General features: G+C 64.6%; 25 protein-coding genes and 1 other RNA gene. 5 read left to right on the top strand and 21 right to left on the bottom strand.

Annotated features, from left to right (window positions below):
- The 12 genes from alaS to dapA form a co-directional block, all read right to left on the bottom strand.
- On the bottom strand, nucleotides 1-2,564 hold a 2,564-nt coding region (alaS, locus tag VN047_RS20420; protein WP_325545943.1), incomplete at its 3' end, for an alanine--tRNA ligase.
- A 54-nt stretch (nucleotides 2,565-2,618) separates the two neighbouring features.
- A complete protein-coding gene (locus tag VN047_RS20415) occupies nucleotides 2,619-3,356 on the bottom strand; it encodes a hypothetical protein (protein ID WP_325545941.1) in 738 nt (245 codons plus the stop codon).
- Nucleotides 3,357-3,457: 101 nt separating this feature from the next.
- Complete coding sequence (locus VN047_RS20410) at nucleotides 3,458-4,057, bottom strand: hypothetical protein (RefSeq protein WP_325545939.1); 600 nt, start codon at nucleotides 4,055-4,057, stop codon at nucleotides 3,458-3,460.
- A complete protein-coding gene (locus tag VN047_RS20405; protein ID WP_325545938.1) occupies nucleotides 4,047-4,697 on the bottom strand; it encodes a glutathione S-transferase family protein in 651 nt (216 codons plus the stop codon). The genes VN047_RS20410 and VN047_RS20405 overlap by 11 nt, the downstream gene beginning before the upstream one ends.
- A complete protein-coding gene (speB, locus tag VN047_RS20400) occupies nucleotides 4,694-5,530 on the bottom strand; it encodes an agmatinase (RefSeq protein ID WP_325545936.1) in 837 nt (278 codons plus the stop codon). Before speB ends, VN047_RS20405 begins: the two co-directional genes overlap by 4 nt.
- A 168-nt stretch (nucleotides 5,531-5,698) precedes the next feature.
- Nucleotides 5,699-6,778, bottom strand: coding sequence for a recombinase RecA (gene recA / locus VN047_RS20395; RefSeq protein ID WP_325545934.1), 1,080 nt, complete (start codon nucleotides 6,776-6,778; stop codon nucleotides 5,699-5,701).
- Between the two features lie 121 nt (nucleotides 6,779-6,899).
- Nucleotides 6,900-7,253 carry a response regulator gene (locus tag VN047_RS20390; protein WP_325545933.1) on the bottom strand — a complete coding sequence of 118 codons (354 nt, stop codon included), beginning with the start codon at nucleotides 7,251-7,253 and terminating at the stop codon, nucleotides 6,900-6,902.
- Complete coding sequence (locus VN047_RS20385) at nucleotides 7,243-9,594, bottom strand: hybrid sensor histidine kinase/response regulator (protein WP_325545947.1); 2,352 nt, start codon at nucleotides 9,592-9,594, stop codon at nucleotides 7,243-7,245. The genes VN047_RS20390 and VN047_RS20385 overlap by 11 nt, the downstream gene beginning before the upstream one ends.
- Nucleotides 9,595-9,716: 122 nt before the next feature.
- Complete coding sequence (locus tag VN047_RS20380; protein WP_325545931.1) at nucleotides 9,717-11,777, bottom strand: M13 family metallopeptidase; 2,061 nt, start codon at nucleotides 11,775-11,777, stop codon at nucleotides 9,717-9,719.
- Between the two features lie 96 nt (nucleotides 11,778-11,873).
- Complete coding sequence (locus tag VN047_RS20375) at nucleotides 11,874-12,452, bottom strand: DUF2062 domain-containing protein (protein WP_325545930.1); 579 nt, start codon at nucleotides 12,450-12,452, stop codon at nucleotides 11,874-11,876.
- A gap of 47 nt (nucleotides 12,453-12,499) precedes the next feature.
- Nucleotides 12,500-12,985 carry an SsrA-binding protein SmpB gene (gene smpB, locus VN047_RS20370; protein WP_325545928.1) on the bottom strand — a complete coding sequence of 162 codons (486 nt, stop codon included), beginning with the start codon at nucleotides 12,983-12,985 and terminating at the stop codon, nucleotides 12,500-12,502.
- Nucleotides 12,986-12,993: 8 nt separating this feature from the next.
- Complete coding sequence (gene dapA / locus VN047_RS20365; protein ID WP_325545926.1) at nucleotides 12,994-13,869, bottom strand: 4-hydroxy-tetrahydrodipicolinate synthase; 876 nt, start codon at nucleotides 13,867-13,869, stop codon at nucleotides 12,994-12,996.
- 100 nt (nucleotides 13,870-13,969) lie between these two features.
- Here dapA and VN047_RS20360 point away from each other — a divergent pair, with 100 nt between their 5' ends.
- The 3 genes from VN047_RS20360 (at nucleotide 13,970) to VN047_RS20350 (ending at nucleotide 17,403) form a co-directional block, all read left to right on the top strand.
- Entirely contained in the window at nucleotides 13,970-16,000 is a 2,031-nt protein-coding gene (locus VN047_RS20360) for a lytic transglycosylase domain-containing protein (RefSeq protein ID WP_325545924.1), read from the top strand.
- Between the two features lie 5 nt (nucleotides 16,001-16,005).
- Entirely contained in the window at nucleotides 16,006-16,494 is a 489-nt protein-coding gene (greB, locus tag VN047_RS20355; protein ID WP_325545922.1) for a transcription elongation factor GreB, read from the top strand.
- 324 nt (nucleotides 16,495-16,818) lie between these two features.
- Entirely contained in the window at nucleotides 16,819-17,403 is a 585-nt protein-coding gene (locus VN047_RS20350) for a hypothetical protein (RefSeq protein ID WP_325545921.1), read from the top strand.
- A 12-nt stretch (nucleotides 17,404-17,415) separates the two neighbouring features.
- Here the strand turns inward: VN047_RS20350 and VN047_RS20345 are convergent, their stop codons facing one another.
- The 9 genes from VN047_RS20345 to VN047_RS20305 all read right to left on the bottom strand — a co-directional run bounded on the left by VN047_RS20345 (nucleotide 17,416) and on the right by VN047_RS20305 (nucleotide 24,796).
- A complete protein-coding gene (locus VN047_RS20345) occupies nucleotides 17,416-17,571 on the bottom strand; it encodes a hypothetical protein (protein WP_325545919.1) in 156 nt (51 codons plus the stop codon).
- A 73-nt stretch (nucleotides 17,572-17,644) separates the two neighbouring features.
- Nucleotides 17,645-18,035: RNase P RNA component class A (gene rnpB, locus VN047_RS20340), an RNA gene on the bottom strand.
- Nucleotides 18,036-18,072: 37 nt separating this feature from the next.
- Nucleotides 18,073-18,762 carry an N-acetylmuramoyl-L-alanine amidase gene (locus tag VN047_RS20335; protein ID WP_325545917.1) on the bottom strand — a complete coding sequence of 230 codons (690 nt, stop codon included), beginning with the start codon at nucleotides 18,760-18,762 and terminating at the stop codon, nucleotides 18,073-18,075.
- A 67-nt stretch (nucleotides 18,763-18,829) separates the two neighbouring features.
- Nucleotides 18,830-19,702: a CheR family methyltransferase gene (locus VN047_RS20330; RefSeq protein ID WP_325545915.1), complete on the bottom strand. Its 873-nt coding sequence runs from the start codon at nucleotides 19,700-19,702 to the stop codon at nucleotides 18,830-18,832.
- Entirely contained in the window at nucleotides 19,699-20,799 is a 1,101-nt protein-coding gene (cheB, locus tag VN047_RS20325) for a chemotaxis-specific protein-glutamate methyltransferase CheB (protein ID WP_325545913.1), read from the bottom strand. The genes VN047_RS20330 and cheB overlap by 4 nt, the downstream gene beginning before the upstream one ends.
- 20 nt (nucleotides 20,800-20,819) lie before the next feature.
- Nucleotides 20,820-21,194, bottom strand: a complete 375-nt coding sequence (locus VN047_RS20320; protein ID WP_325545910.1) for a response regulator — start codon at nucleotides 21,192-21,194, stop codon at nucleotides 20,820-20,822.
- A 76-nt stretch (nucleotides 21,195-21,270) separates the two neighbouring features.
- Nucleotides 21,271-21,705, bottom strand: coding sequence for a chemotaxis protein CheW (locus VN047_RS20315; protein ID WP_325545945.1), 435 nt, complete (start codon nucleotides 21,703-21,705; stop codon nucleotides 21,271-21,273).
- A complete protein-coding gene (locus VN047_RS20310) occupies nucleotides 21,705-24,110 on the bottom strand; it encodes a chemotaxis protein CheA (RefSeq protein ID WP_325545908.1) in 2,406 nt (801 codons plus the stop codon). The genes VN047_RS20315 and VN047_RS20310 overlap by 1 nt, the downstream gene beginning before the upstream one ends.
- Nucleotides 24,111-24,151: 41 nt before the next feature.
- Nucleotides 24,152-24,796 carry a histidine phosphotransferase family protein gene (locus VN047_RS20305; RefSeq protein WP_325545906.1) on the bottom strand — a complete coding sequence of 215 codons (645 nt, stop codon included), beginning with the start codon at nucleotides 24,794-24,796 and terminating at the stop codon, nucleotides 24,152-24,154.
- A 138-nt stretch (nucleotides 24,797-24,934) separates the two neighbouring features.
- Between VN047_RS20305 and VN047_RS20300 the strand changes: the two genes are divergently transcribed.
- Together VN047_RS20300 and rpoH are read left to right on the top strand one after the other, a co-directional pair.
- The gene (locus VN047_RS20300) at nucleotides 24,935-25,891 is read left to right on the top strand and encodes an RluA family pseudouridine synthase (protein WP_325545904.1); all 957 of its coding nucleotides are present in this window, start codon (nucleotides 24,935-24,937) and stop codon (nucleotides 25,889-25,891) included.
- Nucleotides 25,892-25,968: 77 nt separating this feature from the next.
- Nucleotides 25,969-26,871 carry an RNA polymerase sigma factor RpoH gene (gene rpoH / locus VN047_RS20295; RefSeq protein WP_325545902.1) on the top strand — a complete coding sequence of 301 codons (903 nt, stop codon included), beginning with the start codon at nucleotides 25,969-25,971 and terminating at the stop codon, nucleotides 26,869-26,871.
- The last annotated feature ends 17 nt before the right edge of the window (nucleotides 26,872-26,888 follow it).

The raw sequence follows: 26,888 nt of genomic DNA, 5'->3' as shown, positions 1-26,888 counted from the left end.
CGCCCGCCGCCGCCCTGCCCGCCCAGCGCCGCAACCGCAGCCTTCACAAGGTCGACCGCGCTCAGGCTGCCCGTCTTGTCGTTGGTCACCCCGACCGCGACCGAGGCGCGCCCGTCGTTGACCGCGACGAGCATCGCAACGCCGCTGCCGACCTGCTTCTTCAGTCCGTCGACCGTGCCGCGCAATTCCTTGGGATCGAGCCCGTCGACGACCTGCGCGATGAAAGCCGTATCGCCGACCTGCTCGACCGCCGGCCCTGCAGCCGCACCGCCGCCGCCTCCCATTGCCAGCGCCTTCTTCGCGTCGGCGAGTTCGCGTTCGGCCTTCTTCAGCGCTTCGGCGAGTTGCGCGACCCGCATCGGCACATCGTCGGGCGACGTCTTGAGCGCCGCGGCGGCCGCCTTCAACACCTCGTCGCGACCATTGAGCCAGACGCGCGCCGCATCGCCGGTCAGCGCCTCGATGCGCCGGACGCCCGACGACACCGCAGATTCGCTGATGATCTTGAAGAGGGCAATATCGCCGAGCGCGCGGACGTGGGTACCGCCGCACAATTCGACCGAATAATGATGATTGTCCGCCGCACCCATGCTGAGCACGCGCACCTCGTCGCCATATTTTTCGCCGAACAACGCCAACGCGCCCGCTGCGACGGCATCATCGGGCGTCATCAGCCGCGTCGTCACCGCCTCGTTACCGCGAATCTGCGCGTTCACGTCGGCCTCGACATCGGCAATTTCCTCCGCCGACAGCGCCTTGGGATGCGAAAAGTCGAAGCGGAAGCGATCGGCAGCAACGAGGCTGCCCTTCTGCGTCACATGCCCGCCCAGCCGGTTGCGCAGCGCCGCGTGCAGCAGGTGCGTTGCGCTGTGATTGGCGCGAATGCGGTCACGGCGTTCGGCATCAACTGTCAGCTGGACGGTATCGCCGATCTTCAGGCTGCCTGCTTCCAGCTTCGCATGATGCGCGTGCAGGCGGCCGAGCGGCTTGCCCGTATCGCTGACCGACGCCCTCGCACCTTCCAGCGTCGCGATCGTGCCCGCGTCGCCCATCTGGCCGCCGCTCTCGCCATAGAAGGGCGTCTGATTGGTCAGCACGACGACCTCGTCGCCCGCCCGGGCTTCGTCGATCGGTTCGCCGTCCCGGACCAGACCGATGACGGTCGCCTCACCCGCGGTCGAGGTATAACCTGTGAATTCGGTGCTGCCGTTGGTCTCGGCAAGGTCGAACCAGATTTCGTCCGATGCCTTCTCGCCGCTGCCCTTCCACGCCGCGCGCGCCGCCGCTTTCTGCTGCGCCATCGCCGCGTCGAAGCCTGCGCGATCGACCGAAATATCGGCGGCGCGCAGCGCGTCTTCGGTCAAATCATAAGGAAAGCCATATGTGTCATAAAGCTTGAAGGCGACCTCGCCGGGCAGGGTGTCGCCCTTGCCCATGCCAACGGTGGCCTCGTCGAGCAGGCGCAGGCCGTTCTGCAGCGTCTGGCGGAACCTCGTCTCCTCGCGCTCCAGCGTCTCGGCGATCAGCGGCTGCGCGCGGATCAGCTCGGGATAGGCGGCGCCCATCTCGGCGGTCAGCGACGGCAACAGCCGGTGCATGAGCGGGTCTTTCGCGCCGAGCAGGTGCGCGTGGCGCATCGCGCGGCGCATGATCCGGCGCAGCACATAGCCGCGCCCCTCGTTGGACGGCAGCACCCCGTCGGCGACGAGGAAGCTCGACGCGCGAAGGTGATCAGCGATTACCCGGTGGCTTGCCTGCGTTGCCCCCTCGGCCGGCACACCGGTCAGGTCGACCGACGCCGCGATCAGCGCCTTGAAGGTGTCGGTATCGTAATTGTCATGAACGCCCTGCAGCACCGCCGCGACGCGTTCCAGGCCCATGCCGGTGTCGATGCTCGGCCGCGGCAGGTCGACACGCTCGCCGCCCGGCTGTTGTTCATATTGCATGAACACGAGGTTCCAGATCTCGACGAAACGGTCGCCATCTTCCTCGGCCGATCCGGGAGGACCGCCCCATATATGGTCGCCATGGTCGTAGAAGATTTCGCTGCAGGGCCCGCACGGCCCCGTGTCGCCCATCGACCAGAAATTGTCGCTCGTCGCGATACGGATGATCCGCTCTTCGGGCAGGCCGGCGATCTTGCGCCACAGGTCGAACGCCTCGTCGTCGGTGTGATAGACGGTCGCGGTCAGCTTCTCGGGGCTAAGACCCCAGGTCTTGGTGATCAGCGTCCACGCGTGATGGATCGCCTGCTCCTTGAAATAATCGCCAAAGGAAAAATTCCCCAGCATTTCAAAGAAGGTGTGATGGCGCGCGGTATAGCCGACATTGTCGAGGTCATTGTGCTTGCCGCCGGCGCGAACGCACTTCTGCGCCGAGACGGCCGTGCTGTACGGACGCTTCTCCAGCCCCGTGAAGACATTCTTGAACGGCACCATGCCCGCGTTGACGAACATCAGCGTCGGGTCGTTATACGGCACCAGCGGCGCCGACGGCTCGATATGATGCCCCGTTCCCCCGAAATAGTCGAGGAAGGAGCGGCGAATGTCGTTGGTCGATGTCATGCGCGCGATCTAGTGCGGGATTGCGCGTTTCTCAAGCATTACGCGCGCCAGGGATCATCGTTGGCACAAACGGTCGAGATCGTCGCCGGAAAGCCCTTGCTGCTTCGCCAGCGCTTCGGCGATATACTGCACGTCATATTGCGCAATCCGGAACTCGTCCGTGCGGACGCGCTGAACCGCGATTCCGCCGCATGTTCCGATGATGCCGGGATGGTCGTCGATGACCGAGAAAAAGGCATAGGCGCCGGGATAGGCCATGCCTTCGGGATTATTGGCCCATGTCACGAACTTCGCGGTCAGCGTACCGTTGCTTCCGGTGCGATGCTGCGTCGCCGCCTTGCGCAGGCCGTCCCACTCCGCCTTGGTAATCTCGATCAGGGGGTCCATCATCGCCATGCCCGCGACGTCGCCCCGGTCGAAGCGGTCGAGAAAGCGGGTGACGAAGACCGTGGCGCTCGCCGTTTCGGCGGGGCTCGCGGCCCAGTCAGCGGGCACCGGCTTGTAAGGGTCGGTTGCCGGATCGAAGCAGAAGAAGCCCTGCCGCATATTTTCGATCAGCATCATGTTGCGTGCGGTGTCGATACGGTTGTCGAAATAATAGCGGCCAAATCGCACGCTCTGCGCGCCGCAACGCCGCTTTGCCTCCGCCGCGACCCGCGCCATGACCTTGGTCATGTCGGGCGCGTCGAATGTGGCGACCGAAGCGGTATAGCCTTTTCCCGGAACCGCTTCGATGCGGATCGCCGCATCTGCCGGCGCCGCCAGAAGCAGCGCCAATGCCATGAATGCCATACTGTCTGTCCCCCGCCATCGCCCCACCCGGCGACAGCTCTGTACTGCGTAAACGAACGCAGTGCCGCAAGCCCGATTTTTCGCGCCTCGGCGTCCGGAGACTAGAACGCCGTCGCGATGCCCTTGCCCAGATAGCAGGGCAGCTGGCGCAGGACGTCGGCCTTGGGCACGCCGTCTTCGATCAGATCGGCGGGCACTTCCGACGTATCGGTGCGGACGACCGTCCAGCCGGTATCGGGTGCAGCGCGGTGGACGACAACATAGCCGCAATCCATCGTCCCGTCCTTGCGGTCACCGCGGAAATCGAAGGCCGCGTAGAGGCCGGCGGGCTGTCCAGCCGGGTCGAGATACCAGCTGAGGCGCAGGATGCGGATCGTCCCGTCTGCCCAGAGCACCGAACGCTTGCGCTGGTTCGTTTCCCATTCGAGCCGGGGATTCGATGCCTGGAAGGACAGGCGCAACATCGCGTAGGCGCTCCCGAAATCGCGTTTCGAGAGCGCCATCGTATAGGCAGCGAGGCGATCGATCGCGCCCTCCTCGTCGACCGGGGCCGGCTTGAAGCTCACGCCCTCAGGCGCAACGACTTGGCGCTCGACGTCCGGCGCAACCACCGGCGGCGCGGCAAATGCCACGGGAGCACCGAAAAGCAGGGCGGCGGCGGCCAGCAGCAAGGGACCGCGCGCCAAAAGATCAATAGCCATAATAGGCGCCGCCCTTTTCCCGCGCGCGGCGCCACGCCGGGCGATCGTGGCAGGCGTTCACAAAGGCCGCGAGTTTCGGATAGCGCGGCGCCATACCCTGCATGATTGCGATCTCGGCCGGAAAGCTCAGCATGATGTCGGCCGCCGAGAGGCTGTCGCCGATGAAATGACCATTGTCGCCGACCCGGCTCTCCATATAGGCGAAATGCGCGCCCAGTTGCTGCGCGATGCGCGGCTCGATCGGCGCCGCGGCTTCGCCAAGGCGCGCGGTATAGATACGCAGCAGGATCGGCGTCATCGCCGACCCTTCGGCGAAATGCAGCCATTCGAGGTGGCTGATATGATCGTCGCTGCCCCGCTCGGGGACCAGATGGGCGCCGCCGTGGCGTTCGCACAGATATTCGGTGATGGCTCCGGACTCGATGATAACGCGGCCCTTTCCGCCGGAGGTGGACTCGTCAAACGCCTCGATCACCGGCGATTTGCCGAGCGGATGGACGGCGATCAGTTCGGGCGGCGCCAGATTGGTGACAGGGTCGCGGTCGTAATATCTGATCTCGTAGGACGCGCCGATTTCCTCGAGCAACCAGAGGATGCGCTGCGAACGGCTGTTGTTCAGGTGGTGGACGATCAGGCTCATGTGGCTCTCCATATGCGGTCAACTTTGGCGGGGCCGTTACGATCGACCAGCGCTGCGAGTTCCCGCGCCAGCTTGGCGCCAAGGATAGCGGTCACATCGCCGATATCGCGGCCCGGGTGAAGCTCGACGATATCGGCGCCGACGATCGGCGCGGTCTGTTTGTGCAGCACCGCGAGCACCTCGCGTACCGTCAGCCCGCCGGGTTCGGGATGTGCGACGCCGGGCGCCGCCGACGGATCGAGGCCATCGAGATCGATCGAAATATAGAGTGGTCCGTCGAGCACCGGCACCGCGTCGGGCGTAAAACCGGCCATCGGGACAATTTCGACACCGAAGCGCGCAGCTTGCTCGCGGCAATGATTGGTCAGCGTGCGGATGCCGACCTGCACCAGCCGCTTTGCATGCCCCGCCTCGCAGATCCGCGCGAAAGGCGAGGCATGGCTGCGCGGATTGCCGGCAAAGTCATCGTAAAGATCGGGATGTGCATCGAAGTGAAGAATACTGACCGGCCCAAAACAGGCGGCCGCCGCCTCGACCAGCGGAAATGTCACCGCATGATCGCCGCCGAGCGCAATCGGAACGTCGCCATCTTCGTGTATATAGGCGATGTGGCGGCGGATTGCCGCGTCATCTTGCGCCGTATTTTCGGTCAGCGGCAGGTCACCGTCATCGGTGAGCGCAATGTCGGTGCCGATTTCGCGGCCGAACTCGCTCGCCATATTGCCGCGGTCGCTCCACAATGCCTTCCGGATCGCCGCAGATCCGCCGGCTGCGCCGCGTTCGAAGCTGCTGTTGATATCGGTCGGGAGGCCGAAAAGGCGGATAGCAGGCATTGGCTGCTTGTAGCCACTGGCAAGGGCTTCGCAAGGATCAACGGCGGGCGGGCCGACCTGCCTGGGAGAGGGGAGCGCAGGTCGCCCTTGGGCAAAGAGGGGGCTGAGGGCCCGCCGCCGTCGGCCGGCCGATTCGAGCAAGGCGAACCGGCCGGATGGCAATCGTCATCAATTGTCGTCGTCGCCCTCGTCGTCAGGGCCGGCCATCATTTCCTCGGCCACTTCGTCGGTACGGCCGCGGATCGCAGCTTCGAGCCGTTCCTTGAGCTCGGGATTTTCGGTCAGGAAATTCTTCGCGTTTTCGCGGCCCTGTCCAATGCGGATCGAATCATAGCTGAACCAGGCGCCCGATTTCTCGACAAGTCCGGCCTTGACGCCGATATCAAGAATTTCGCCGATCTTCGAAATGCCCTGTCCGTACATGATGTCGAATTCGACCTGCTTGAAAGGCGGCGCGACCTTGTTCTTCACGACCTTCACGCGCGTGGTGTTGCCGACGATCTCGTCGCCATTCTTGATCTGGCCGGTACGGCGAATGTCGAGACGGACCGAAGCGTAGAATTTGAGCGCGTTGCCGCCGGTCGTGGTTTCGGGGTTGCCGTACATCACGCCGATCTTCATGCGCAGCTGGTTGATGAAGATCACCATGCAGCGCGAGCGGCTGATCGAGCCGGTGAGCTTGCGCAGCGACTGCGACATCAGACGCGCCTGCAGACCGACATGGCTGTCGCCCATCTCACCCTCGATTTCAGCGCGCGGGACAAGCGCGGCGACCGAGTCGACCACCAGCACGTCGATCGCGTTCGAGCGCACGAGCGTGTCGACGATCTCGAGCGCCTGCTCGCCGGTATCAGGCTGCGACACGATGAGTTCGTCGATGTTGACGCCGAGCTTGCGGGCATAGACGGGGTCGAGCGCATGTTCGGCGTCGACAAAGGCGACCGTGCCGCCGGTCTTTTGCGCTTCGGCAAGCGTGTGCAACGCGAGCGTCGTCTTGCCCGAGCTTTCGGGGCCGTAGATTTCGATGACGCGTCCGCGCGGCAGGCCGCCGACGCCGAGTGCGATGTCGAGCCCTAGCGAGCCGGTCGAGATCGCCTCGACCTGCATGGCTTCCTTCGAGCCCAGTTTCATCACCGAGCCCTTGCCGAACGCGCGATCGATCTGCGCGAGCGCGGCATCGAGCGCCTTCTGTCTATCCGTTCCGTTCACTGATTTCCCCGATTCGACGAGTGACAATTGTCCGGCCATGACCGACCCTTTCCAGCTCTAGAGCGACGGCAGAAGCATCGCAACGCCGAACCTGTGTACGGCATTTGTTCTCATAGAACAAGTCAGGAACAAAATAAAATCCGGATGGCAAAAAAGCCAGCTATTTCGTCGAAAATTCTTCCAGCGCAGCCTCGATATCGCTGATCCGGAACGGTTTGGTGATCAGTTTGCGGTGTGCATGCGCCGGCGGAATGACATCGCCGCCGCCCGAGGTGAAGGCAAAGGGAATGCCGCGCTCGGCCAGCGCGTCGGCGACGGGCCAGCCCTTTTCATCGCCCAGGTTGATATCGACGAGAGCACCGCCGAGCGGCTCGGCTGCGATGAGCGCAAGCGCCTCGTCCTTGCTGGTCGCCTGCGCAGGTTCGGGCAGGTCGAGCGCATCGAACATATCGGCAAGCATCATGCCGATCAGCACATCGTCCTCGACGAGCAGGATGCGATGATTACTGGCCATCAGGCACCCGGTGCGCAGCGTCGTCCAGCGCCGCCGAGGTTGCCTCGGCCAGCTGTGCCACCGAAAAGGGCTTGGGCAGGAAAGCGACGTCGTCGATGTTGATCGACTGGCGGAGCTGCTCCTCGGCATAACCCGACATGAACAATATGGGCAGGTCCGGGCGCTTGGCGCGCATCGCACGCACCATCGCGGGCCCGTCCATCGTCGGCATCACGACGTCGCTGATGATCAAATCGACCTTCTCCATCTGGGCAAAACGTTCGAGCCCCTCTTCGCCCTGCGATGCAGTGACGACCGTATAACCCGCCCGCGTCAGCGCGCGTTCCGCCACCGCGCGCACCATATCCTCATCCTCCACCAGCAATATCGTGCCGCTGCCCCACTGGCTCTTGCGGGGTTTCGCCGGCGGCGGAACCACGGCGGGCGCGTCGCCATCGGCGCGGTGGACAGGCAGATAGATCGAGAAACTCGTCCCCTGCCCCGGCTTGCTGTCGGCAAAAATGAAACCCGCCGACTGCTTGATGATCCCGTAGACGGTCGAGAGCCCGAGCCCGGTGCCCTTGCCGACATCCTTGGTCGTGAAGAAAGGCTCGAAAATCTTGGGAAGCACGTCGGCAGCGATCCCGGTCCCCGTGTCGCTCACCTTCAGCGCGCAATAGTCGGCGGGCGGCATGAACTCGTTGCCCATCTGGCGCACGTCGGCCGCCGATACCGGATAGGTCTCGATCGTCAGCGTCCCCCCGCCGGGCATCGCGTCGCGCGCGTTGACGGCGAGGTTGATGATCACCTGTTCGAGCTGGCCCGGGTCGGCGCGCACTGCGCCCAGCCCGCGGCCATGATGCACCGTCAACTGGACCGTCTCGCCGATCAGCCGCTTCAAAAGGTGCGACACTTCCGAAATCACGTCGGGCAGCTGCAGGATCTGCGGCCGCAAGGTCTGCTGGCGCGAAAAGGCGAGCAGCTGCCGCGTCAGGCTGGCGGCGCGATTGGCGTTGCTGCGGATCTGCTGGATATCGTCATAATCGCTGTCGCCCGGCGTGTGGCGCATCAGCATCAGATCGCATGCGCCGAGCACAGCGGTCAGGATGTTGTTGAAATCATGCGCGACGCCGCCGGCGAGCTGGCCAACCGCCTGCATCTTCGACGCCTGCGCGACCTGCCGCTTCAGCCGCGATTCCTCACTCGAATCCTTGAGGCTCAAAAGCACCGCCGCTTCGCCCAGCCCGCGCACGCCGACGACGCGCATCGACACCGGATCGCCGCTTTGACCCGCAAGGCGGATCGACAGGTCGCCGCCGACCTGCTGTCCGCTGCTGTGGCGGCGGATCATGTCGGCGAGCGGCCCCTTGTCCTCGCCCACGACGATGTCGCCGGGATAGCGCGGCATCTTGCCCTCGGGCAGGCTCGCGGCCCGCACGAAAGCGCGATTCATATACAGGAACCGGCCGTCGCGATCGACCATCGCCAAGCCAAAGGGCAACAGCGACAACAGCGTTTCGACATAGGTCTGCGCGGTGCCGCGATCGGCGGGGCCGATATCCTCGTCGAGCATCGCGAGCAGCACCGGGGCGTTGCTGTCGGCGGGCGCCAGCGGAATCTGCAGCATGCGCACCGGAGTCCCGTGATCGCCTTCGCGCGCGAAATAGAGCGCCCCGCCGTCGTCGAGCCGCAGCATCGCCGCGGCGTCACGGCCGGCATAATGGCTGGCGTCATCCTCGCCGAGCGCGCGAAGCAGGAAGGCCTGGTTTGCGACGCGCAACCGTCCTTCGGCGCTGACGAGCGCCGCCATGATGCCGGCGTTGCCCAATGTACGGCCGGCCGGCCCATCGAGATGGCGAACGATTTCGGACGCAAGGTCGAGCCGCTCGAGCGCCGAAAAGCGCCAGACGAGATAATCCTCCGCCTGCCCGGTGCGCGTGACCTGCGCCCGCAAGGTCAGCGGGCCGATCGCGATGTCCTCCGCATATCCCTCGCCGTCGCGCCAGGCGACGCGCCCCGCGTTCTTCAGCAATTCGGGACCGCGCCCTTCGAGCGGCAGGCCCGGCGGGGTGGCAAAACCATTGAACCATGTGCCGAACAGGTCGTTGGCACAGACCATCCGGCCGGCCCGGTCGGTCACTGCGATAGCGATATCATCATGATTGACCGCCTGGCGAAGCATCGTCCAGTCTGGAAGCGGCGCCTCGCCGCTGACCGCCGCGGGAAACAGCCGCCGCGCCAGCAGCACGGCGCCCGCCGCGACGGCAAGCCCGGCAAGGAAGCCCGCCGCCAGAATCGCGTTGTCCGTCGCCCAGAAAAGCAGCGCGGCCGACAACAGCGCGAGCCCGCCCAGCAAGGTCATGTCGAAGCGCGACAGACCCGGAGGCGCTCCGAGCGGTCCGGCAGGACCCGCCCCCCTGATGAAATCACCATCAGCGGAGGGCAGGCTTTGCACGGTCAACGATTATCTTTCCGGTTGGCGCATCACCAGATGCGGACACGATCCTTGGGTGCCAGATATAGTTTCTGGCCTTCCTTGATCTGATAGGCCTTATACCAAGGGTCAAGGTTGCGCGAGACCCAAGACCGCTGAATCGACGGCGAATGCGGATCGGTCGTGATTCGCTGCGACAGATTCTGCTCGCGATAGTTGCGCCGCCACACCTGCGCCCAGCCGAGGAAGAAGCGCTGGTCACCGGTCAGCCCGTCGATCACCGGCGCTTCCTTGCCGCCGAGCGATTTCTTGTACGCATCGTAGGCGATGGTCAGGCCGGCAAGATCGCCGATATTCTCACCCAGCGTGAAGGTCCCGTCGAGCTTTTCGCCGGGGAGCACTTCATACGCGTCATATTGCGCGATCAACGCCTTGCCCGCAGCCTCGAACGCTGCGACGTCGGCGGGGGTCCACCAGTCGGCGAGCTTGCCGGTTTCATCGTACTTTGCACCCTGATCGTCGAAATGATGGCTGATTTCGTGACCGATCACGGCGCCGATGCCGCCATAGTTGATCGCCGCGTCGGCGTGCGGGTCGAAGAAGGGCGGCTGCAGGATCGCAGCGGGGAAGACGATCTCGTTCATCCCGAAATTGGCATAGGCGTTCACTTCCATCGGGGTCATCCCCCACTCCCAGCGGCGGATCGGGCCGCCAAGGCGGCTGATATTGTCGTCGTGGGCGAACTGGTTCGAGCGCAGCGCATTGCCGAACAGATCGTCGCCGCGAATTTCCAGCTTGCTGTAATCCTTCCAGCGGTCGGGGTAGCCGATCTTCGTGGTGAAATTGGCAAGCTTCTTCTTCGCCTTCACCTTGGTGGCGGGCTGCATCCAGGTCAGCCCGCCGATACGCGTGTCGAGCGCGGCGAGCACATTCTTGACGAGGACGTCCATCGCCGCCTTGGTTTCGGGAGGGAAATATTTCGCGACATAATCCTGACCGACGGCCTCACCCATATTGTTCGTGGTGAAGTCGACCGCGCGCTTCCAGCGCTCCTGCATCTGCGGCGTTCCCGACAGCGCGGTGCCGTAGAAGGAGAAGGATTCCTGCGCGACCGCATCGGGCAGCACGCCCGAAAAGCCGTCTAGGCTGCGCACGATCAGCATGTCGCGGATCACCGCGATTGGCGCATCGGCAAGCAGCCTGGCCTCGCCCGTGAAAGCGCTCGGCTGTGACACAAGGACCGAATCCTCGTTGACGCCGATGCCGCGAATGAAGGCCTGCCAGTCGAAACCGGGCGCGGCCTGAGCGAGCTGTGCAACCGTCATCTTGTTATAGACTTTGGTCGCGTCGCTGCTGTCGTTCTTGTCCCAGTGGACTGTCGCGACCTGCTTTTCGAAGTCGTAGATCGCCTTGGCGCGCGCTGCGGCATCCCGTTCGCCCGCGAGCGTCAGGACATTTGCGAGGTGCGTCTGATAGGCCGCCTGCAGCTTCGTGTTCCGCTCACTCTCCTTCAGGTAGAAGTCGCGGTCGGGCATGCCGAGACCGCCCTGGAACAGGGTGTAGATATAGACGTCGGGATTCTTGTCGTCCTGCCCGACATAACCGCCGAAGAAATGCTGGACGCCGCTGCGGTCTGCCTCGGCAAGCAGCTTCGCAAGGCCCGGCTTGTCGACGGCGCGAATCTTGGCAAGCCAGGGCTGGATCGGGGCAAGCCCCTTCGCTTCGACCGCCGCCGAGTCGAGATAGGACGCATAAGCGCGGCCGATCATGCTGTCCGGATCCCCCTTCGCGACGTCGAGAATCTCGCGCGTGCGCACCTGCGACAGGTCGGCAAGCGCGACGAACATGCCATAGTTCGACTTGTCGGCAGGAATCGGGGTGTTCTTCGCCCAGGTGCCGTTGGCATAGGCATAGAAGTCGTCGCCCGGCTGGACGCTCTTGTCCATGCCCGAAAGGTCAAAGCCGAAATCGCCGATTTCGGGCTTTGCGGCCGCCGTGGCGGTCGATGCGGTCGCCGTTTCTTCCTCGGCAAAGGCGGGCACAGCGCCCATCAGCATGGCGCCCAGCGCCGCGGTCGCCATCAGGCGCCCAGAAATATTCGAACGGATCATGATATTCCCCAGTAGTCGATATGATGCGAAAAGCCGCGCCGCGGATCGGCGGCGCAGATTGGCGATGCGACAGCTATACGCCTGCTTGCCGGGGGTTCAACCGGCCGCGGTGTCGCTGGTCGATACCTCATGTCGTTGGTCGCGGGCGCGCATCAGTTTGCGCCGCCAGCGCAGGCGGATCCAGTTGTCCCAGAAGATCGACGCGAGCACATAGCCGACGATCGCCGAAACGACCGAAATCACGAACAGCCCCGCAAGCATCGCGGGCGCGGCGTCCGAAAACACCCAGCGCACCCATTCGCCCGCTGACGCGCCATGCTCGATCATCGCCGAAAAGGTCGCGCTGTTGGCGTGCAGGCCGAACAGCCAGTCGCCGAGCCATACCGAGGCGAGGATGATGAACGGCGTCGTCACCGGATTGGAGAGGAAGGTCATCGCCGCACCGATCGGAATGTTCGCGCGGAACGGCAGCGCGAGGAGCGCGACGCCCAGAATCTGCACCCCGGGGATAAGGAAAAAGATGCCGACGAACAGCCCGAGCGCGGTGCCGCGCGGCACCGAGGTGCGGGTGAAGCGCCACAAATGGCTATGCGCAACCCGGTGCGCGAAGGGTTTGACGAAGCGGCTCGCGAGCAGTTCCTCGCGCGTCGGCGAGTTGCGGCGAATCCAGTTCATCACCGCCGCCTTGTCCCGGGTTTTCGGGTCGCGAGGCTTCCCGCCGCTCATCCGCGGTCCTTCATCAGCCGCTCTTTGTCGCGCTTCCAGTCGCGTTCCTTGATCGACTCCCGCTTGTCGTGCGCCTTCTTGCCCTTGGCGAGCGCGAGTTCGACCTTCGCGCGGCCGCGGCTGTTGAAATAGACACTCAAGGGAACGAGCGTCATGCCCTGCCGCATCACGCCCGCGTGCATCTTGTTGATCTCGCGCCCCTTGAGCAGCAATTTGCGCGGCCGCCGCGGCTCGTGGTTGAAACGGTTGCCGTGGCTGAATTCGGGGATATTGGCGTTGATCAGCCAGACTTCACCGCCGGTGACCTCGGCATAGCTTTCCGCAATCGTCCCTTCGCCGAAGCGAAGCGATTTCACCTCGGTGCCTTGCAGCGCTATCCCCGCCTCGAACACCTGTTCGATGGCATAGTCGAAGCGCGCGCGCCGGTTCTCGGCGACGACCTTCTTCTTGTCGAATTCGGCGGCGGACTGGGGACGAGCCATTTTGAAACCTAGATTACTCCCGCCGCTGACAGCGCGGCATCGACGGCGGCGCGCGATGCGTCGTTCGCCGGGATGATAGGTAGGCGCACTTCCGGCGAAAACCAGTCATGGATACGCGACAGCGCATATTTGACCGGCCCCGGCGAGGTGTCGGAGAACATCGCCTTGTGCAGGTCGAACAGCCGGTCGTGCAGCACCAGCGCCCCTGCCCAGTCGCCGCTTGCGCAGGCCGCCGCAAAATCGGCGCACAGGCGCGGCGCGATGTTCGCGGTGACCGAAATGCAACCGGCACCGCCCATCACGGCATGCGGCAGCCACAGGTCATCATTGCCCGAAAGCTGACAGAAATCCGCGCCGGCGCCCGCCCGGTGCATCGTCACGCGCGCGAGGTCGCCGCTCGCATCCTTGACCGCGACGACCGTCGGGATTTCGGCGAGCCTGCACATCGTCTCCGCGCTCACATCGGCGACGGTGCGGCTAGGAACGTTGTAGACCACGATCGGCAGATCGCACGCGTCGGCAAGTGCCTTGAAATGGGCGATCATCCCGTCCTGGCTCGGCCGGTTGTAATAGGGAGCGACCACCAGCGCCGCAGCCGCGCCCGCCGCCTGCGCGTGACGCATATGGCGGATCGCGGTCGCGGTGTCGTTCGACCCGCAGCCGGCGATCACCGGCACGCGGCCGGCGGCGGCCTGGATGCACGTATCGATGACCTGATAATGTTCGTCGAAGCCGAGCGTCGGGCTTTCTCCGGTCGTTCCGCACGGAACCAGCGCGCTGGTCCCCTCTTTGATCTGCCAGTCGACAAGGCGTGCGAAGACCGGCGCGTCGAACGCCCCGTCGCGGAATGGCGTCACCAAGGCGGGAATCGAACCCGAAAACATGCTCCGCTCCTTTACAAGAACCCGCTATGACCGATAGAATCCGGCCAGCGCGCCGCTATTGGACGTCTATTCAGCGCCCCGCAAGGAGTTTGGCATTAGCATGGCCGGTATGATCTCGCTGTCCCGCATTTCCCGCCTCGCGCTCGCCGCGGCCCTTCTAATCCCGACCGCTGCCCATGCCAGCGAACTGACCCCCGAACAAATGGCGTGGTACCGCGCCCAGATGGGCCTCGCCTCGGCATCGGGGTCACCACCCGCGACGAGTTCGGTCGGCGATGCGGTGATGGAATGGCGGCGTCTGACGGCCAATACGGGCGCCTCGTTCGATCAGCTTTCGCGCTTTCTGATGGCGAACAAGGGCTGGCCCGACGCCGACAAGATGCGCGTCCGTGCCGAAAAGGCGATCGCGCTCGACAGTTTCGACCCGGCCCGCACCCTCGCCTATTTCGCGGCCTATCCGCCCCAGACCGCAAGCGGCCAGTTGCGCATGGCGCTCGCGCTCAATGCGAGCGGGCGCCGCGACGAGGCCACTGCCGCGGTGCGCCGCGCGTGGACGACCGGTACGCTCGACGATTTCGAGACGAGCCGGGCGCTCAGTTTTTTCCCCGGCGCACTTACGCCCGCCGACCATGACGCGCGGATGGACCGCCTGCTCTGGCTCGGCGCCACCGCGGCCGCCGGCCGCCAGCTCGCCTATACCTCGCCCGAACGGCGCAACGTCTTCGCCGCACGTCTTGCGATGCGTAGCGGCGCGGTCGATGCCGCTTTTCAGGCATCGGCGGCCGAAAGCGCAAACCCGTCGCTGACCCGCACCGATGCCGGCTACATCACCGACAAGGCAACCTGGCTCCGCAAGGCCGGCCGCGTCGGCGAAGCGCGCGCGCTGCTCGCCGGACCGCGTTCGCTCGCCAAGGCGCCGACCGATACCGAGGAATGGCTCGAAACGCTGCTGACCAACGCGCGTCAGGCTTCGGACGCGGGCGACAAGTCGACCGCCTATAATATCGCGCGCCAGCTCGATGACGCTTTTCCTGCAGGCACGGTGATCCGCGAGACCCCGCTCGGCGTCCGTGACGATTATACGTCGCTCGCTTGGCTGGCGGGACAGCTCGCCTTCAAGGACCTTCGTCGCCCGGCCGAAGCCGTGCGCCTCTATCGCGCCTATGGCGAGGCCGCGCGGTCGGCGCAGACGCGCACCAAGGGCTTTTACTGGGCCGGTCGCGCGGCGCTGGCCGCCGGGGATTCGGCGACTGCCAACGCCCATTTCGCCGACGCCGCGCAGCATTATGATCAATTCTACGGCCAATTGTCGCTCGAACGACTCCGCCGTCCGCAACCGAAACCGGCGCCCAACCCCACGATCCAGGTCAGCGGCGACGACAAGCGCGCCTTCAACGACGACCGGCTGGTCCGCGCGGCACGCGCGCTCGGTGAAATCGGTGCGTGGCGCGAACAGTCGCTCTTTCTGCGCGCGCTCGCTCAAAAGGCGACTTCGCCCGCCGACCATGTCCTTGCCGGACAGCTGGCATCGCAGATCGGGCGCCCCGACCTCGGCGTGATGATCGGTCGCAGCGCGCAGGCGAACAGCCTCGATGCGGTCGAAGTGTCGGGCTTTCCCACCGTTCGCGTGCCGGCGGGCCACGAAAGCAACTGGACCTTCATCCACGCAATCACGCGGCAGGAAAGCCAGTTCGACCGTGCCGCGATCAGCCATGCGGGCGCGCGCGGCATGATGCAGCTGATGCCGGGCACCGCGCGCGAAGTCGCGGGCAAGCTGGGGATGAGCTACGACGCCGGATCGCTGACCACCGACACCAATTACAACATGATGCTGGGATCGACCTATTTCCAGCAGATGCTGCGCTATTTCGGCGGCAGCTATCCGCTCGCGGTCGCCGCGTATAACGCGGGGCCGGGCAATGTGAACAAATGGCTGCGCGCCAATGGCGATCCGCGCGGCGGCGGGATCGAAATGGTCGACTGGATCGAGGCGATCCCGATTTTCGAAACGCGCAACTATGTCCAGCGCGTGCTCGAAAATGCCGTCGTCTACGACACGCTGCGCGATGGCGGCGGCGCGCGGACGCAGGCACCGCTGAGCTTTTACCTCGGCAAATCGACCCCCGGCTGAAATCCGTGGCGGGGGACAAGGCCAACATCATCAGTCCGGCGGGCTTCGCCGCGCTGCGCGCCGAATATGACGCGCTGCTCGGGGGCGAGCGGCCCAGGCTGGTCGAGGTGATCAGCTGGGCTGCGGGCAACGGCGACCGCAGCGAGAATGGCGACTATATCTACGGCCGCAAACGGCTGCGCGAAATCGACCGCCGGCTCGGTTTTCTTGCGCGCCGGATGAAAGCGGCGCGCGTCGTCGATCCCGCACAGCAGCCCGACACGAGCCGCATCTGGTTCGGCGCGACCGTCGAGCTTGCCGACGACGACGACACGCGGCGCATCGTCACGCTCGTCGGCGACGACGAAGCCGAAGCCGGCGAAGGCCGGATCGGCTGGAACAGCCCGCTCGCCCGCGCGCTGCGCGGCGCGGCAATCGGCGATCTGCGCACGGTGCAACTGCCCGCCGGACCCAAGGAATGGGAAGTGATGGCGGTCAGCTATCCCGCAACCTGACTTTCCGCCCTTCCTCTGCGTTCGCCCGCGCCGTTCGCCGAGGAACGGTAGATAACAACCGGAAGCCATCATCTCCTGTCTCGTCGCCCCGGACTTGATCCGGGGTCAAGCCAGGGATGACGAACGGTGAAGGAAACATTGGCAGCTCCCCCCCGCCATTGCTCCGGCAATATTGTGCGCGTCATCACCGACACCCGCTGGACGCCGCCCTACCAACTGATAATCTGGCCGCGACCGGTGGGAGGATGGACGATGCGAAGCCTGGGGTTAGTCGCCGCATTTTTATTCGGAAGCGCCGCACACGCCGCGCCGGCACGCGAACCGATGCAGCCGGTTTCCGACGCGATATTGAACGACGGGCTGGAAATGGGCGACGAGATCGAGGTGCGGGTCGATGGCGACCTGAACGGCGACGGAGACCCCGATACCGCCTATGTTGTCGCGAGCCCCGATGCGCGGACGCTTCATGTCATGCTGAGCTATCGCGCCGAATTCGATCTCGGACACGAGCCTGCGGGAACCCTCTCGCTCGCACCTGATCGGCTGGGTTCCGCCGGGCTGTCGATCGACAAGGGGGTTCTCACCATCCGCGACCTGACCGGCGGCACCACCGCCTTGTCTGCAATCTACCGATATCGCGCCGACAAGGCGAAGGATCCGCCGCGCATGCGGCTGATCGGGCTCGACGCGACGGTGTACAGCCGCACCTTTGCGCATGACGGCGATGAAATGAGCTGGAACGTGGTGACCGGCGATACGATAACCAGCCTGCTCAAGGTCGCGACCGATGGCGACCGGAGTTACGACAAGCTCTATACGCGCAAGTTCAAACGGCCGGTGCGAACGATCTACATGGAAGATACGCCGGGCGCAGAGGAAGAACTCGTCAGCGTGGCCAAGGCGAAATAACCATCCCGCCGATCAGGGCTGCAACAGCGCGGGAATGATCCAGATCGCGGACAGCACAATGATCACGGCGATCAGCGAAATGGCCAGAACGTACCGGACATTATGTCCTTTGACCCCGCTGCTCGCCTCGGTTTCGGTCACCTCGACATGCTCATCGACGACTTTCATGGTTCGTCTCCTTTTCTGGTCCGCCTAATACGCGGCCCGGCCCGGCGCGGTTCCGCGCCGCCTGCGGGAGAGAGTTGCCAGAGGGTCTGTAAGCCGGGTTCTGTCCATCCCCTCGCAGGGACTGGGCGATCATTCCTCTAGGCGTACGGTTACCCGAACGCTCAAGCAGTCAACCCGGACGGCGGGGCCGGAACCGACCCTGGATAAATCCGTGCCATCCCTATTCGACCTTGCTCCCGGTGGGGTTTGCCGTGCCGCGTCCGTTACCGTCCGCGCGGTGCGCTCTTACCGCACCCTTTCACCTTTCGCCGGGCCGAAGCCGTTGGCGGTCTTTTCTCTGTGGCACTTTCCCTGAACCGGTCCGAAGACCGGTCCGCCGGACGTTATCCGGCACCGTGGTTTCCGTGGAGCCCGGACTTTCCTCCCCCTCGCTTGCGCGAAGCGGCGATCGCCCGACCCTCTGGCACTTTCATTATAAGCCCTGAGGGCCGGTTTGACGAGTCAATTGCCCTCGGGCTGGGGAAGCAGCAGCGCGAGCAGGATCGCGCGGCATTCGCCGTCGATCGTCCCGTCGATCAGTTCAGGGCGGAACCGCCGCTGAAAGGCCACCGTGGCGGCGAAACCATCGGTCACGTCATAGCCGAAACGTTCGAGGGCGAGCAGGAAGCCGGCGTCGGTCCACAAGGGGTCGGTGAGCTTTTTTGTCGGGCGCGGCAGCGCGAGGCGACGGCGGGCCAGTTCATCCCACGGGAAAAGTTCGCCCGGATCCTGCTTGCGCGCCGGCGCGATGTCCGAATGGCCGACGACGTTGCCGCGCGTGATCGCGTGGCGATCCTTGATCATGTGAACAAGCCGGACGACCGAAGCGACCTGCGGATCGGGAAAGGGAACATAGCCCCATTCGTGCCCCGGGTTAACGATCTCGATCCCGACGCTGGCCGAATTGATATCGCTGATGCCGCGCCAGTGCGACTTTCCGGCGTGCCAGGCGCGCTTGTCTTCGGCCACCATATGGGTGATCTGCCCATCCTCGCTGACGACGTAGTGCGCCGACACCTTCGCGTCGGGATCGGCAAGCCGATCAATGGCTTCGGCACCGCTCTTCATGCCGGTATAATGCAGCACGATCATCGAAATGGGCAGCGAGCGCTCGTCGAAATTGGGTGACCAGCGTTCGATAAAATCGCTCATGCGCTTTGTGGGCCCGTCCTGTCCTTGCCAAGCCGCCGATTGCGCCAGTGGCGCGCAAAAAGCAAGGTCAGGCGGCGAGCGTAGACGCGATCGGTGGCCGGCGAACCTGCTGATCGACGGGTTCGTAGAGCCCGCGCAGGCGCGGACTCGCGACGAACTGGTCGGTCTGGCCAAGCACCGTCTCGCCTGCGCCCAGCACGAGGAAACTTTGCGGCGCCGCCATCGCGCGGAGCCGCGCAAAAGCTTTCTGGCGCATCGGCGCAGAGAAATAGAGCAGAAGGTTACGGCAGAAGACGAGATCGGCGGGGCAGCTGAGCGGCGGCCGGTCGGTGAGCATATTCTGCACCGAAAAATCGATCCGGCGCCTGATATCCGCCTTGGCCAGCCAGCCGCCTTCGGTCTGGTCGAACCAGCGCACCATGCGCTGGACCGGCAGCCCGCGCTGGATTTCGAACTGGCTGTAAAGACCGATGCGGGCGCGCGAAATCGCGTGATAGCTGACGTCGGTGCCGACGATGTCGACCTGCCAGCCCGCCCATTTTTCGCCCTGCTCTGCGATCAGCATCGCCATCGAATAGGCTTCCTGCCCTGTCGACACGCCGCAATGCCAGATCGTCATCCGCCGGCGCTGGGCGTTGATCTCGCGAATCTTTTCAAGCGCAGTCGAAGCTATCTCGTCGAATACACTGTATTCACGATAAAAATAGGTTTCATTGTTGAGCATCGCATCGACGGTGTCGTCGAGCAATTGCCGGCTGTTCGAGGTGACGAGCGCCGCGACCAGCGCATCGAGGTCGGCAATACCGTGGCGCTGCATGACGGGCTTGAGCGACATTTCGATCCGCCAGATGCGGTTCGGCGACAGGGTCTGCCCGGTCCGCGATTCGAGCACGCCCATCAGGACGCGGTAGGCCGATTCACTCGCGCTGGCGTCCATCATGACTTGCGGCGCCCCGGAAGAAAGCTGCCGAGCATCAGCGCGATCGCGTCGGGGTTCAGCGTCGCAGCGGCGATACCCGCCTTGGCGACCGCGCCTGGCATGCCCCAGATCACACAGCTTTCGGGTGCCTGCGCGAAGATGGTGCCCCCCGCGTCCTTGAGCCGCGCCGCGCCCAGCACGCCATCGCGGCCCATACCGCTGAGGATGACCGCCACGCCGCCCTTGCCGTACACCTCCGCGACCGAATCGAGCATCGGGTCGGCCGACGGGCAACAACCATTGTCGACAACCCGGCGATCGAGCGCGATTTCGCGGCGGCGTCCGTTCGCAACGACCAGCAAATGCGCGTCACCGGGAGCAAGATAGATATGGCCGCGCTCGATCGCCATTCCGGCCGTGGCGACACGCACGCGGCGCGGGGTCATCGTCGCGATCTGCTTTGCGTAAAATTCCATGAAGGCATCGGGTAGGTGCTGGGTCAGCAGGATCGGCGCCGTGATACGGGGATCGAGGTTCGCGAGGAAGTTCGTAAAGGCAGGGATGCCGCCCGTTGAAGCCGCCACCGCGATGCATTCGATCGGCTGACCGGTGTGGATCGCCAGCGCTGCCGGTTCGGGCGCGCGGCGCTGCGCGACCGGCACGGGCGCCGGAAATTCCTGCTGATGACCCAAGGTCATGATACGGTCGGTCAGCACTTCGGCGAAACGGCCTGAAAAGCTGCCGCGCCCGGGTTTGGCCAGCGTATCGCTGGCACCGAGCGCAAGCGCCTCGACCGCGGCCGGCCCGCCCTCGACGCAGTTCGATGACAGGATGAGGACGCGCGCCCTCGCCGCGCGCTCGAGGATATGCGGCAACGCGTCGATGCCGTTCATTCCGGGCATCTCGATGTCGAGCACGACGACATCAACGGGTTCACGCACCAGATAGGCGAGCGCTTCGTGCGCCGACGCGACCGACGCGCAGATTTCAAGCCCCGGCCGCTGATCGACGATCCGCTCGAGGATGCTGCGAACCACGAGGCTGTCGTCGACGAGCATCACGCGCACGGTGCGCGCGGTCGGCTCAGGGTCGGGTATCAGGGGTTGCGGTCGAGCCACCGAAAAACCTCAAATAAAACTTAGGCGATGCCGACGAGCTGCAATTTACCTTCCAGCGTTTCGCGGTCGAACGGCTTCATCACATATTCGTCGGCCCCCGCCTCGATCGCAGCGCGGATATGGTCGATGCTGTTTTCGGTGGTGCAGAAGACGACCCGCGGCCGTTCCTCATGCCCGTAATCGAGATCGTTGAACGCCCCCAGAAACTCCATCCCGCTCATAACCGGCATATTCCAGTCGAGCAGAATGACGTCGGGGCGATGGGCGCGGCAAAAGGTCAGCGCTTCCTGTCCGTCGGCCGCTTCTTCGACAGCAAAGGACATGCTTTCAAGGATATGGCGCGCGACCTTGCGAATGACTTTGCTGTCATCGACCACCAGACAAGATTTCGACATCAAATTAACTCCGACCCCCGGGGATTTGGCCATGCTTACGGCCAAGATGTATTCAGCGAGTTAATAACGGCCAAACTCATGCCGCCTTTAAGGCCGGCAACGTGATGAAATGCGACGGGTCGACGACGAGCAGCGAGGTGCCCCGGTGCTCGATCATCGCGTCGGCAACGCGCGCCCAGCCGGGAAGCAGTTTTCCGGCAATGCGCGTTTCGGGCGCATCGATGAAACAGACATCCTCGATCTCGTCCGCGAGCAGCGCATAGCCATGTTCGGCGACATCGACGATGATCACCCGCTGCCCCGGCGCAACCGGCACGGCGGGGAGCCCGATCACGACATGCGGGTCGATCAGGGTAAAGACACGGCTGCGCAGCGCGAAGAGGCCCGCGACATGCGACGGCGCACCGGGTATTTCGACCGGGGTGCCGACGGTGACGACCGAATGGATCGCGCGGCTGCGCAGCGCGATGCGCGTGTCGGCGATGCGCGCGATCAGATAGAGTTTGTCCATCACGCGCCCTCTCCTCCAACCCGGCGGCGCAGCGCTTCGAGGAGCGCCTGACGGTCGTAGCGATAGACGGTTTCGTCCCCCGGACCCGCCGCGGCCGCCGACGTACGAAGGCGGATTACCGGCCCATCATATTCGCCGGTCACGCCGTCTTCGGTCAGGCACAGCAGCACGTCGGGAGTCTCGTCCGAAACATCCTTGCCCGACAGGACCCGGTATCCGGCACTTCGCAGGATCGGCGCGAGAAAATTGTCGCCCCAGCCGTCGTGATCGTCGGCAAGTCTGCAAAGCGGCTGCCGCAGCGCAGAAGCAGCCGTCGTCACGGCATATTGTTCCATCAGCCAGAAGGGATCGATCAGTTCGACCGGCGCGCCGCCGACAAGCGCGACCCCTGCGATCAGGCCCGGCGCGGCCGACGGCTGGATCGCGTTCGGCAGGCGGACGATGTCGACCACCTCGGCGATCGGATAACAGAGCACCGCGCAGCCATCGAAAAGCCGGAGCAGCTTCAGCGTTCCGTTCCCCTCGGGCACGCTGGCAGCGTGAACAGCGAAGATATCGTCGCCGATCTGGGCCTGCACCCTGCCCGCGCTTTCGAACAGCGCCGACATGGGGACTTCCTCGACCCGCTCGATCACCGACAGGCGCACGCCGCGGGTACGGTCGTTCATGTCGCGGAAGAGCAGCAATTGCACGGCGTCGCGCTCGGCCGTCGCATGCGCTTCGGCTTCGGCGGTGCGATCGAGGCTGCGGCCCGCCTCGCTCGCATCGATTGCTGCCGCCGCGAGCAGTCCCTGCACGTCGAGCAGCAGCACGGGACGGCCGTTGTCGGGCAGCGTCGTCCCGGCATAGAGACCGGTTGCCATGATCATCGGCGCGGCGGGCTTGATCACCAGTTCCTCATGATCGTGGATCGCCGCGACGCTCAGTGCATAGCTTTGGCCCTGCCCCGGGCGCACGATCACGAGTGCGCGGTCGTCGCTGTCGTCGCTCTCGTCGCGTTCGCGACCAAGCACGTCTTCGAGCCTCAGGAGCGGATATTGTTCGCCGCGTACCGTTGCGAGTTCGCCGCCACCGAGGCTGTCGATCCGCACCGTATCGCCGCTTTCGAGCAGGATTTCGCGCACCGCGCCGCGAGGGATCGCGAAATACTGCCCCGCCGCCCGCACCATCAGCCCCGAAATGATCGTCAGCGTCATCGGCACGCGGAGCAGGATCGTCAGCCCGCGCCCTTCATCGTTGCGCAGTTCGACAACCCCGCCGATCTTTTCGACATTCGCCTTGACGATATCCATGCCGACGCCGCGGCCCGAAACCGACGTGACCTTCGCCGCAGTCGAAAAACCGGGGCGGAAGATGAGCCCCAGCTTTTCCTTCGAGCCCAGCGCACGCGCCTCGGTCGCGGTCACCACGCGCGACGCAATCGCCTTCGCGACCAGCGCGTCGGGAGCAAGTCCGCGGCCATCATCGCGAATCTCGATTTCGATCTGATTGCCCGACTGGCGCGCCGAAACCGAGATCGTCGCGGTGATGTCCTTGCCTGCGGCGACACGATCTTCGAGTGGTTCGATGCCGTGGTCGATCGCGTTGCGAACGATGTGGATCAATGGATCGCGGATATTTTCCATCATCTCGCGATCGAGCTCCACTTCGCCGCCGCTGGTCTGGAACGCGATCTTCTTGCCCAGGTCCTGCGCGAGGTCGCGGACGATGCGCGGAAGCGGCGCGAACAGCTTGTCAATCCGCTGCATGCGCATCTGGCTGACCGACTGGCGCATGCCCGCGATCGAGTCCGAAAGACGGTCGAACGATGCGATGACCGACGGGCTGGCGCCCGATTCGCGCAGCATCCGGGCGAACTCGTTGCGGGCGAGCACGATGTCGGTGACCCCTGTCATCACGCTGTCGAGCAACGGCAGTGGCACGCGGATCGACCGCCAGCTTTGCAGCTCGGCGCTGAAATCATCGTCGCGGCGAAGCGGCACACCCGCGACTTCGAACGGCGCGTCGCCGGACGCCGCTTGCCCGGCAAGGGCGTCGATGACATCGCGGTCGTCGCCGGCCGGTTCGACTCCGCCCTGGCCGAGCACCGCGCAAAGGTCGGTCAGCCGGTCAAGAATGCCCAGCACGCCCGTAACGAGCGCTGCGTCGGCCTGCCGGTTCCCGCGGCGCACCTGATCGAGTGCGTCCTCGGCGGCGTGCGACAGCGCGGTAACGCGCGGCAATGCGAGAAAGCCCGAGCTGCCCTTGATCGTGTGGACGAGGCGGAAAATGGCGTCAAGCTGGGCGCGGTCGGCCGGATCTGCCTCCCACGCGACGATCGCCCCGCCGGCATCGGCGAGGATTTCCGCCGTTTCGGCCAGAAAGTCGTTGAGCAGATCGTCCATCGCCGTACCGGTGCGCCCCAAAAATGAGGCTCCACCATGGCCGAGAATGGTTAAGGGAGACTTTACCCGCGGCCGCGAAGAACGGCCCCGACGAGCAACGAGGTCGACGTTTCGCGCGCCAGCATCACGGTGCCGCCATTCTGCCGCGCCACGGCCTGCACCAGCACTGCGGGCGCGGTGCGCGAGGTCATCGGGCTGGCGCCTTCGCCCTCGGCGAGGATGCGCTCGACGTCGGCGTCGAGGAAGATGCGCTCGGCCTCGACATGCAGCGCAATTTCGATGCCCTCCCCCTGCTTCTCGCAGCCGACGTCGAGCCGGCCGCCGCGCACCAATGCGTCGACGAGAAGCAGCGAGAGGTTGAGGATGATCTTGACCGCGGGTTTCGGCAGCGGCTCGCTCCCTATCATCCAGTTAAGGGTGATCGCGCGGTCGCCGATGATGCCATGGATCGCCGACTTCGCCTCGTCCGCGGGGACGAGTTCGCCAAAGCCGCCCGCCGATCCGAACGCCAGGCGGAAGAATTTGAGCTTGTTTGCCGACGTCCGCGCGCTTTGTTCGAGCAGGTCGATGCAGCGCGCCCGCATTTCGGGATCTTTTTCATCGGCGAGCAGCTCGAGGCCGTTGGCGAAGGCCCCCACAGGGCTGAGCAGATCGTGACACAGGCGCGAAGCCAGCATCGAGGCGAAATCGACGCGATCGTCGGTCATGAATGAACAGGCTCCCCAGCGCAGTGGCCGGATGTTTCCGGCGTGCGCCGCTCCTACGGCAGGCGGGGGGGCCAGGGCAAGCGCGATGCGGCGGGTCGCCCCCTTGAATTTCAGTGCATTCGCATCATATCGCCATCAATGTTGGGGGACGACGAAATACTTGCCGTGACGCTTCCGGACAGCGCGGCCGGGCTGCGGCTCGACCGGGCGCTCGCCGAGGCTCTCCCCGATCTTTCGCGCGAACGCCTGAAGAGCCTGATCAAGGGCGGCCGCGTACTGGATGCGAACGGCGCCATTCTGTGGGACCCCTCGGCGAAGGCCGCAGCGCTCGCGACGATCGAGATTCGCCTGCCCGCCGCCCTGCCGGCGCATAATGTCGCTCAGGACATGGATCTGGTCATCGCGTTCGAGGACGAGCATCTTATCGTCGTAGACAAGCCCGCCGGAATGGTCGTCCATCCCGCCGCGGGCAATCTTGACGGAACGATGGTCAATGCCTTGCTCCACCATTGCGCGGGGCAATTGTCGGGGATCGGCGGCGTCGCGCGTCCCGGCATCGTCCACCGCATCGACAAGGATACGAGCGGGCTGATCGTCGCGGCCAAGCACGACAAGGCGCACGAGGGCCTCGCGAAGCAGTTCGCCGCGCACAGCATCGACCGCCGCTATCTCGCCCTGGTGACAGGGCGGCCGATACCCGCGACCGGGACGATCGACGCGGCGCTCGGCCGGTCGGGCACAAACCGCAAGAAAATGGCGGTGGTCGCCGAAGGGCGCGGCAAACACGCGATCACCCATTACCGGACGATCGAGCCGCTGAAGAATGCGACCCTGGTCGAATGCCGGCTGGAAACCGGACGTACACATCAGGTGCGCGTGCACATGATGCATATCGGCCACCCGCTGGTCGGCGATCCCGTCTATGGCCGCGTCAAAAAGCCGCTGTCGGAAACATTAAAAGCACGTAATTTTGCGCGTCAGGCGTTGCATGCGGCCCATTTGGGTTTTATTCATCCGGTGACCGGTAACAGGATCGCACTCGACAGCCCCCTCCCCGACGACATGCGGGAACTGATCGATGAACTGCGCGTTTAGGTTTCGAATAAAAATCTATTTTGACCGTGGATGTCAACCGCGGCATATCTCTCCTCTGGAATTTTAGGGAAGACGCTATGGCTAACAAAAGCAATGTTCCGGCAACGGTGCCCGCGCTCGGCGGTGAGGCGAGCCTGAACCGCTATCTGGCCGAAATCCGGAAGTTTCCGCTTCTGACGCCCGAGCAGGAATATATGCTCGCACGGCGTTTTCAGGAGCATGGCGACAATGAAGCTGCGGCGCAGCTCGTGACCTCGCACCTCCGCCTCGTCGCGAAGATCGCAATGGGCTATCGCGGCTATGGCCTGCCCGTCAGCGAGTTGATCAGCGAAGGCAATATCGGGCTGATGCAGGGGGTGAAGAAGTTCGACCCCGAACGCGGCTTCCGCCTCGCGACCTATGCAATGTGGTGGATCCGCGCCTCGATCCAGGAATTCATCCTGCGGTCGTGGAGCCTCGTCAAGATGGGCACCACGGCGGCGCAGAAGAAGCTGTTCTTCAACCTCCGCCGGATGAAGAACAATCTCGAAGCGTTCGAGGACGGCGACCTCAGCCCCGAACATGTCGCGAAGATCGCGACCGACCTCGGCGTGACCGAGGACGAGGTCGTGAGCATGAACCGCCGCATGGCGATGGGCGGCGACACTTCGCTGAACGTCCCGATGGGCGAGGATGGCGACAGCCAGTGGCAGGATCTGCTCGGCGACGAGGGCCCGTTGCAGGACGAACGCGTCGCCGAGGCGCAGGAGCGCGACGTGCGGCATTCGCTGCTCAACGAGGCGCTCGAAACGCTCAACGAGCGCGAACGCCATATCCTGACCGAACGCCGGCTGACCGACGATCCCAAGACGCTCGAGGATTTGAGTCAGGTTTACGACGTCAGCCGCGAACGCGTGCGCCAGATCGAGGTCCGCGCGTTTGAAAAGCTGCAAAAGGCAATGCTGAAGCTCGCGGGCGACCGGCGGCTGGTGGGCGCGTAAAACCGTGCTCCCACTTG

This window comes from Sphingopyxis sp., from assembly GCF_035565275.1.
GTDB lineage: Bacteria > Pseudomonadota > Alphaproteobacteria > Sphingomonadales > Sphingomonadaceae > Sphingopyxis.
Note: the sequence above shows the minus strand (reverse complement) of the source record. Positions and strands in the feature narration are given on the sequence as shown.

Coding starts and splice junctions, on each gene's coding strand:
- VN047_RS20320 (WP_325545910.1), bottom strand. CDS start 21,194: ATGTCGAAATCTTGTCTGGTGGTCGATGACAGCAAAGTCATTCGCAAG.
- VN047_RS20385 (WP_325545947.1), bottom strand. CDS start 9,594: ATGACCTTGCTGGGCGGGCTCGCGCTGTTGTCGGCCGCGCTGCTTTTC.
- VN047_RS20300 (WP_325545904.1), top strand. CDS start 24,935: ATGTTGGGGGACGACGAAATACTTGCCGTGACGCTTCCGGACAGCGCG.
- VN047_RS20315 (WP_325545945.1), bottom strand. CDS start 21,705: ATGGACAAACTCTATCTGATCGCGCGCATCGCCGACACGCGCATCGCG.
- VN047_RS20375 (WP_325545930.1), bottom strand. CDS start 12,452: ATGAACTGGATTCGCCGCAACTCGCCGACGCGCGAGGAACTGCTCGCG.
- rpoH (WP_325545902.1), top strand. CDS start 25,969: ATGGCTAACAAAAGCAATGTTCCGGCAACGGTGCCCGCGCTCGGCGGT.
- VN047_RS20305 (WP_325545906.1), bottom strand. CDS start 24,796: ATGACCGACGATCGCGTCGATTTCGCCTCGATGCTGGCTTCGCGCCTG.
- VN047_RS20410 (WP_325545939.1), bottom strand. CDS start 4,057: ATGGCTATTGATCTTTTGGCGCGCGGTCCCTTGCTGCTGGCCGCCGCC.
- speB (WP_325545936.1), bottom strand. CDS start 5,530: ATGCCTGCTATCCGCCTTTTCGGCCTCCCGACCGATATCAACAGCAGC.
- VN047_RS20405 (WP_325545938.1), bottom strand. CDS start 4,697: ATGAGCCTGATCGTCCACCACCTGAACAACAGCCGTTCGCAGCGCATC.
- VN047_RS20330 (WP_325545915.1), bottom strand. CDS start 19,702: ATGATGGACGCCAGCGCGAGTGAATCGGCCTACCGCGTCCTGATGGGC.
- smpB (WP_325545928.1), bottom strand. CDS start 12,985: ATGGCTCGTCCCCAGTCCGCCGCCGAATTCGACAAGAAGAAGGTCGTC.
- VN047_RS20335 (WP_325545917.1), bottom strand. CDS start 18,762: ATGAGCGATTTTATCGAACGCTGGTCACCCAATTTCGACGAGCGCTCG.
- VN047_RS20345 (WP_325545919.1), bottom strand. CDS start 17,571: ATGAAAGTCGTCGATGAGCATGTCGAGGTGACCGAAACCGAGGCGAGC.
- VN047_RS20415 (WP_325545941.1), bottom strand. CDS start 3,356: ATGGCATTCATGGCATTGGCGCTGCTTCTGGCGGCGCCGGCAGATGCG.
- VN047_RS20390 (WP_325545933.1), bottom strand. CDS start 7,253: ATGGCCAGTAATCATCGCATCCTGCTCGTCGAGGACGATGTGCTGATC.
- recA (WP_325545934.1), bottom strand. CDS start 6,778: ATGGCCGGACAATTGTCACTCGTCGAATCGGGGAAATCAGTGAACGGA.
- VN047_RS20360 (WP_325545924.1), top strand. CDS start 13,970: ATGGCCGGTATGATCTCGCTGTCCCGCATTTCCCGCCTCGCGCTCGCC.
- dapA (WP_325545926.1), bottom strand. CDS start 13,869: ATGTTTTCGGGTTCGATTCCCGCCTTGGTGACGCCATTCCGCGACGGG.
- VN047_RS20380 (WP_325545931.1), bottom strand. CDS start 11,777: ATGATCCGTTCGAATATTTCTGGGCGCCTGATGGCGACCGCGGCGCTG.
- VN047_RS20350 (WP_325545921.1), top strand. CDS start 16,819: ATGCAGCCGGTTTCCGACGCGATATTGAACGACGGGCTGGAAATGGGC.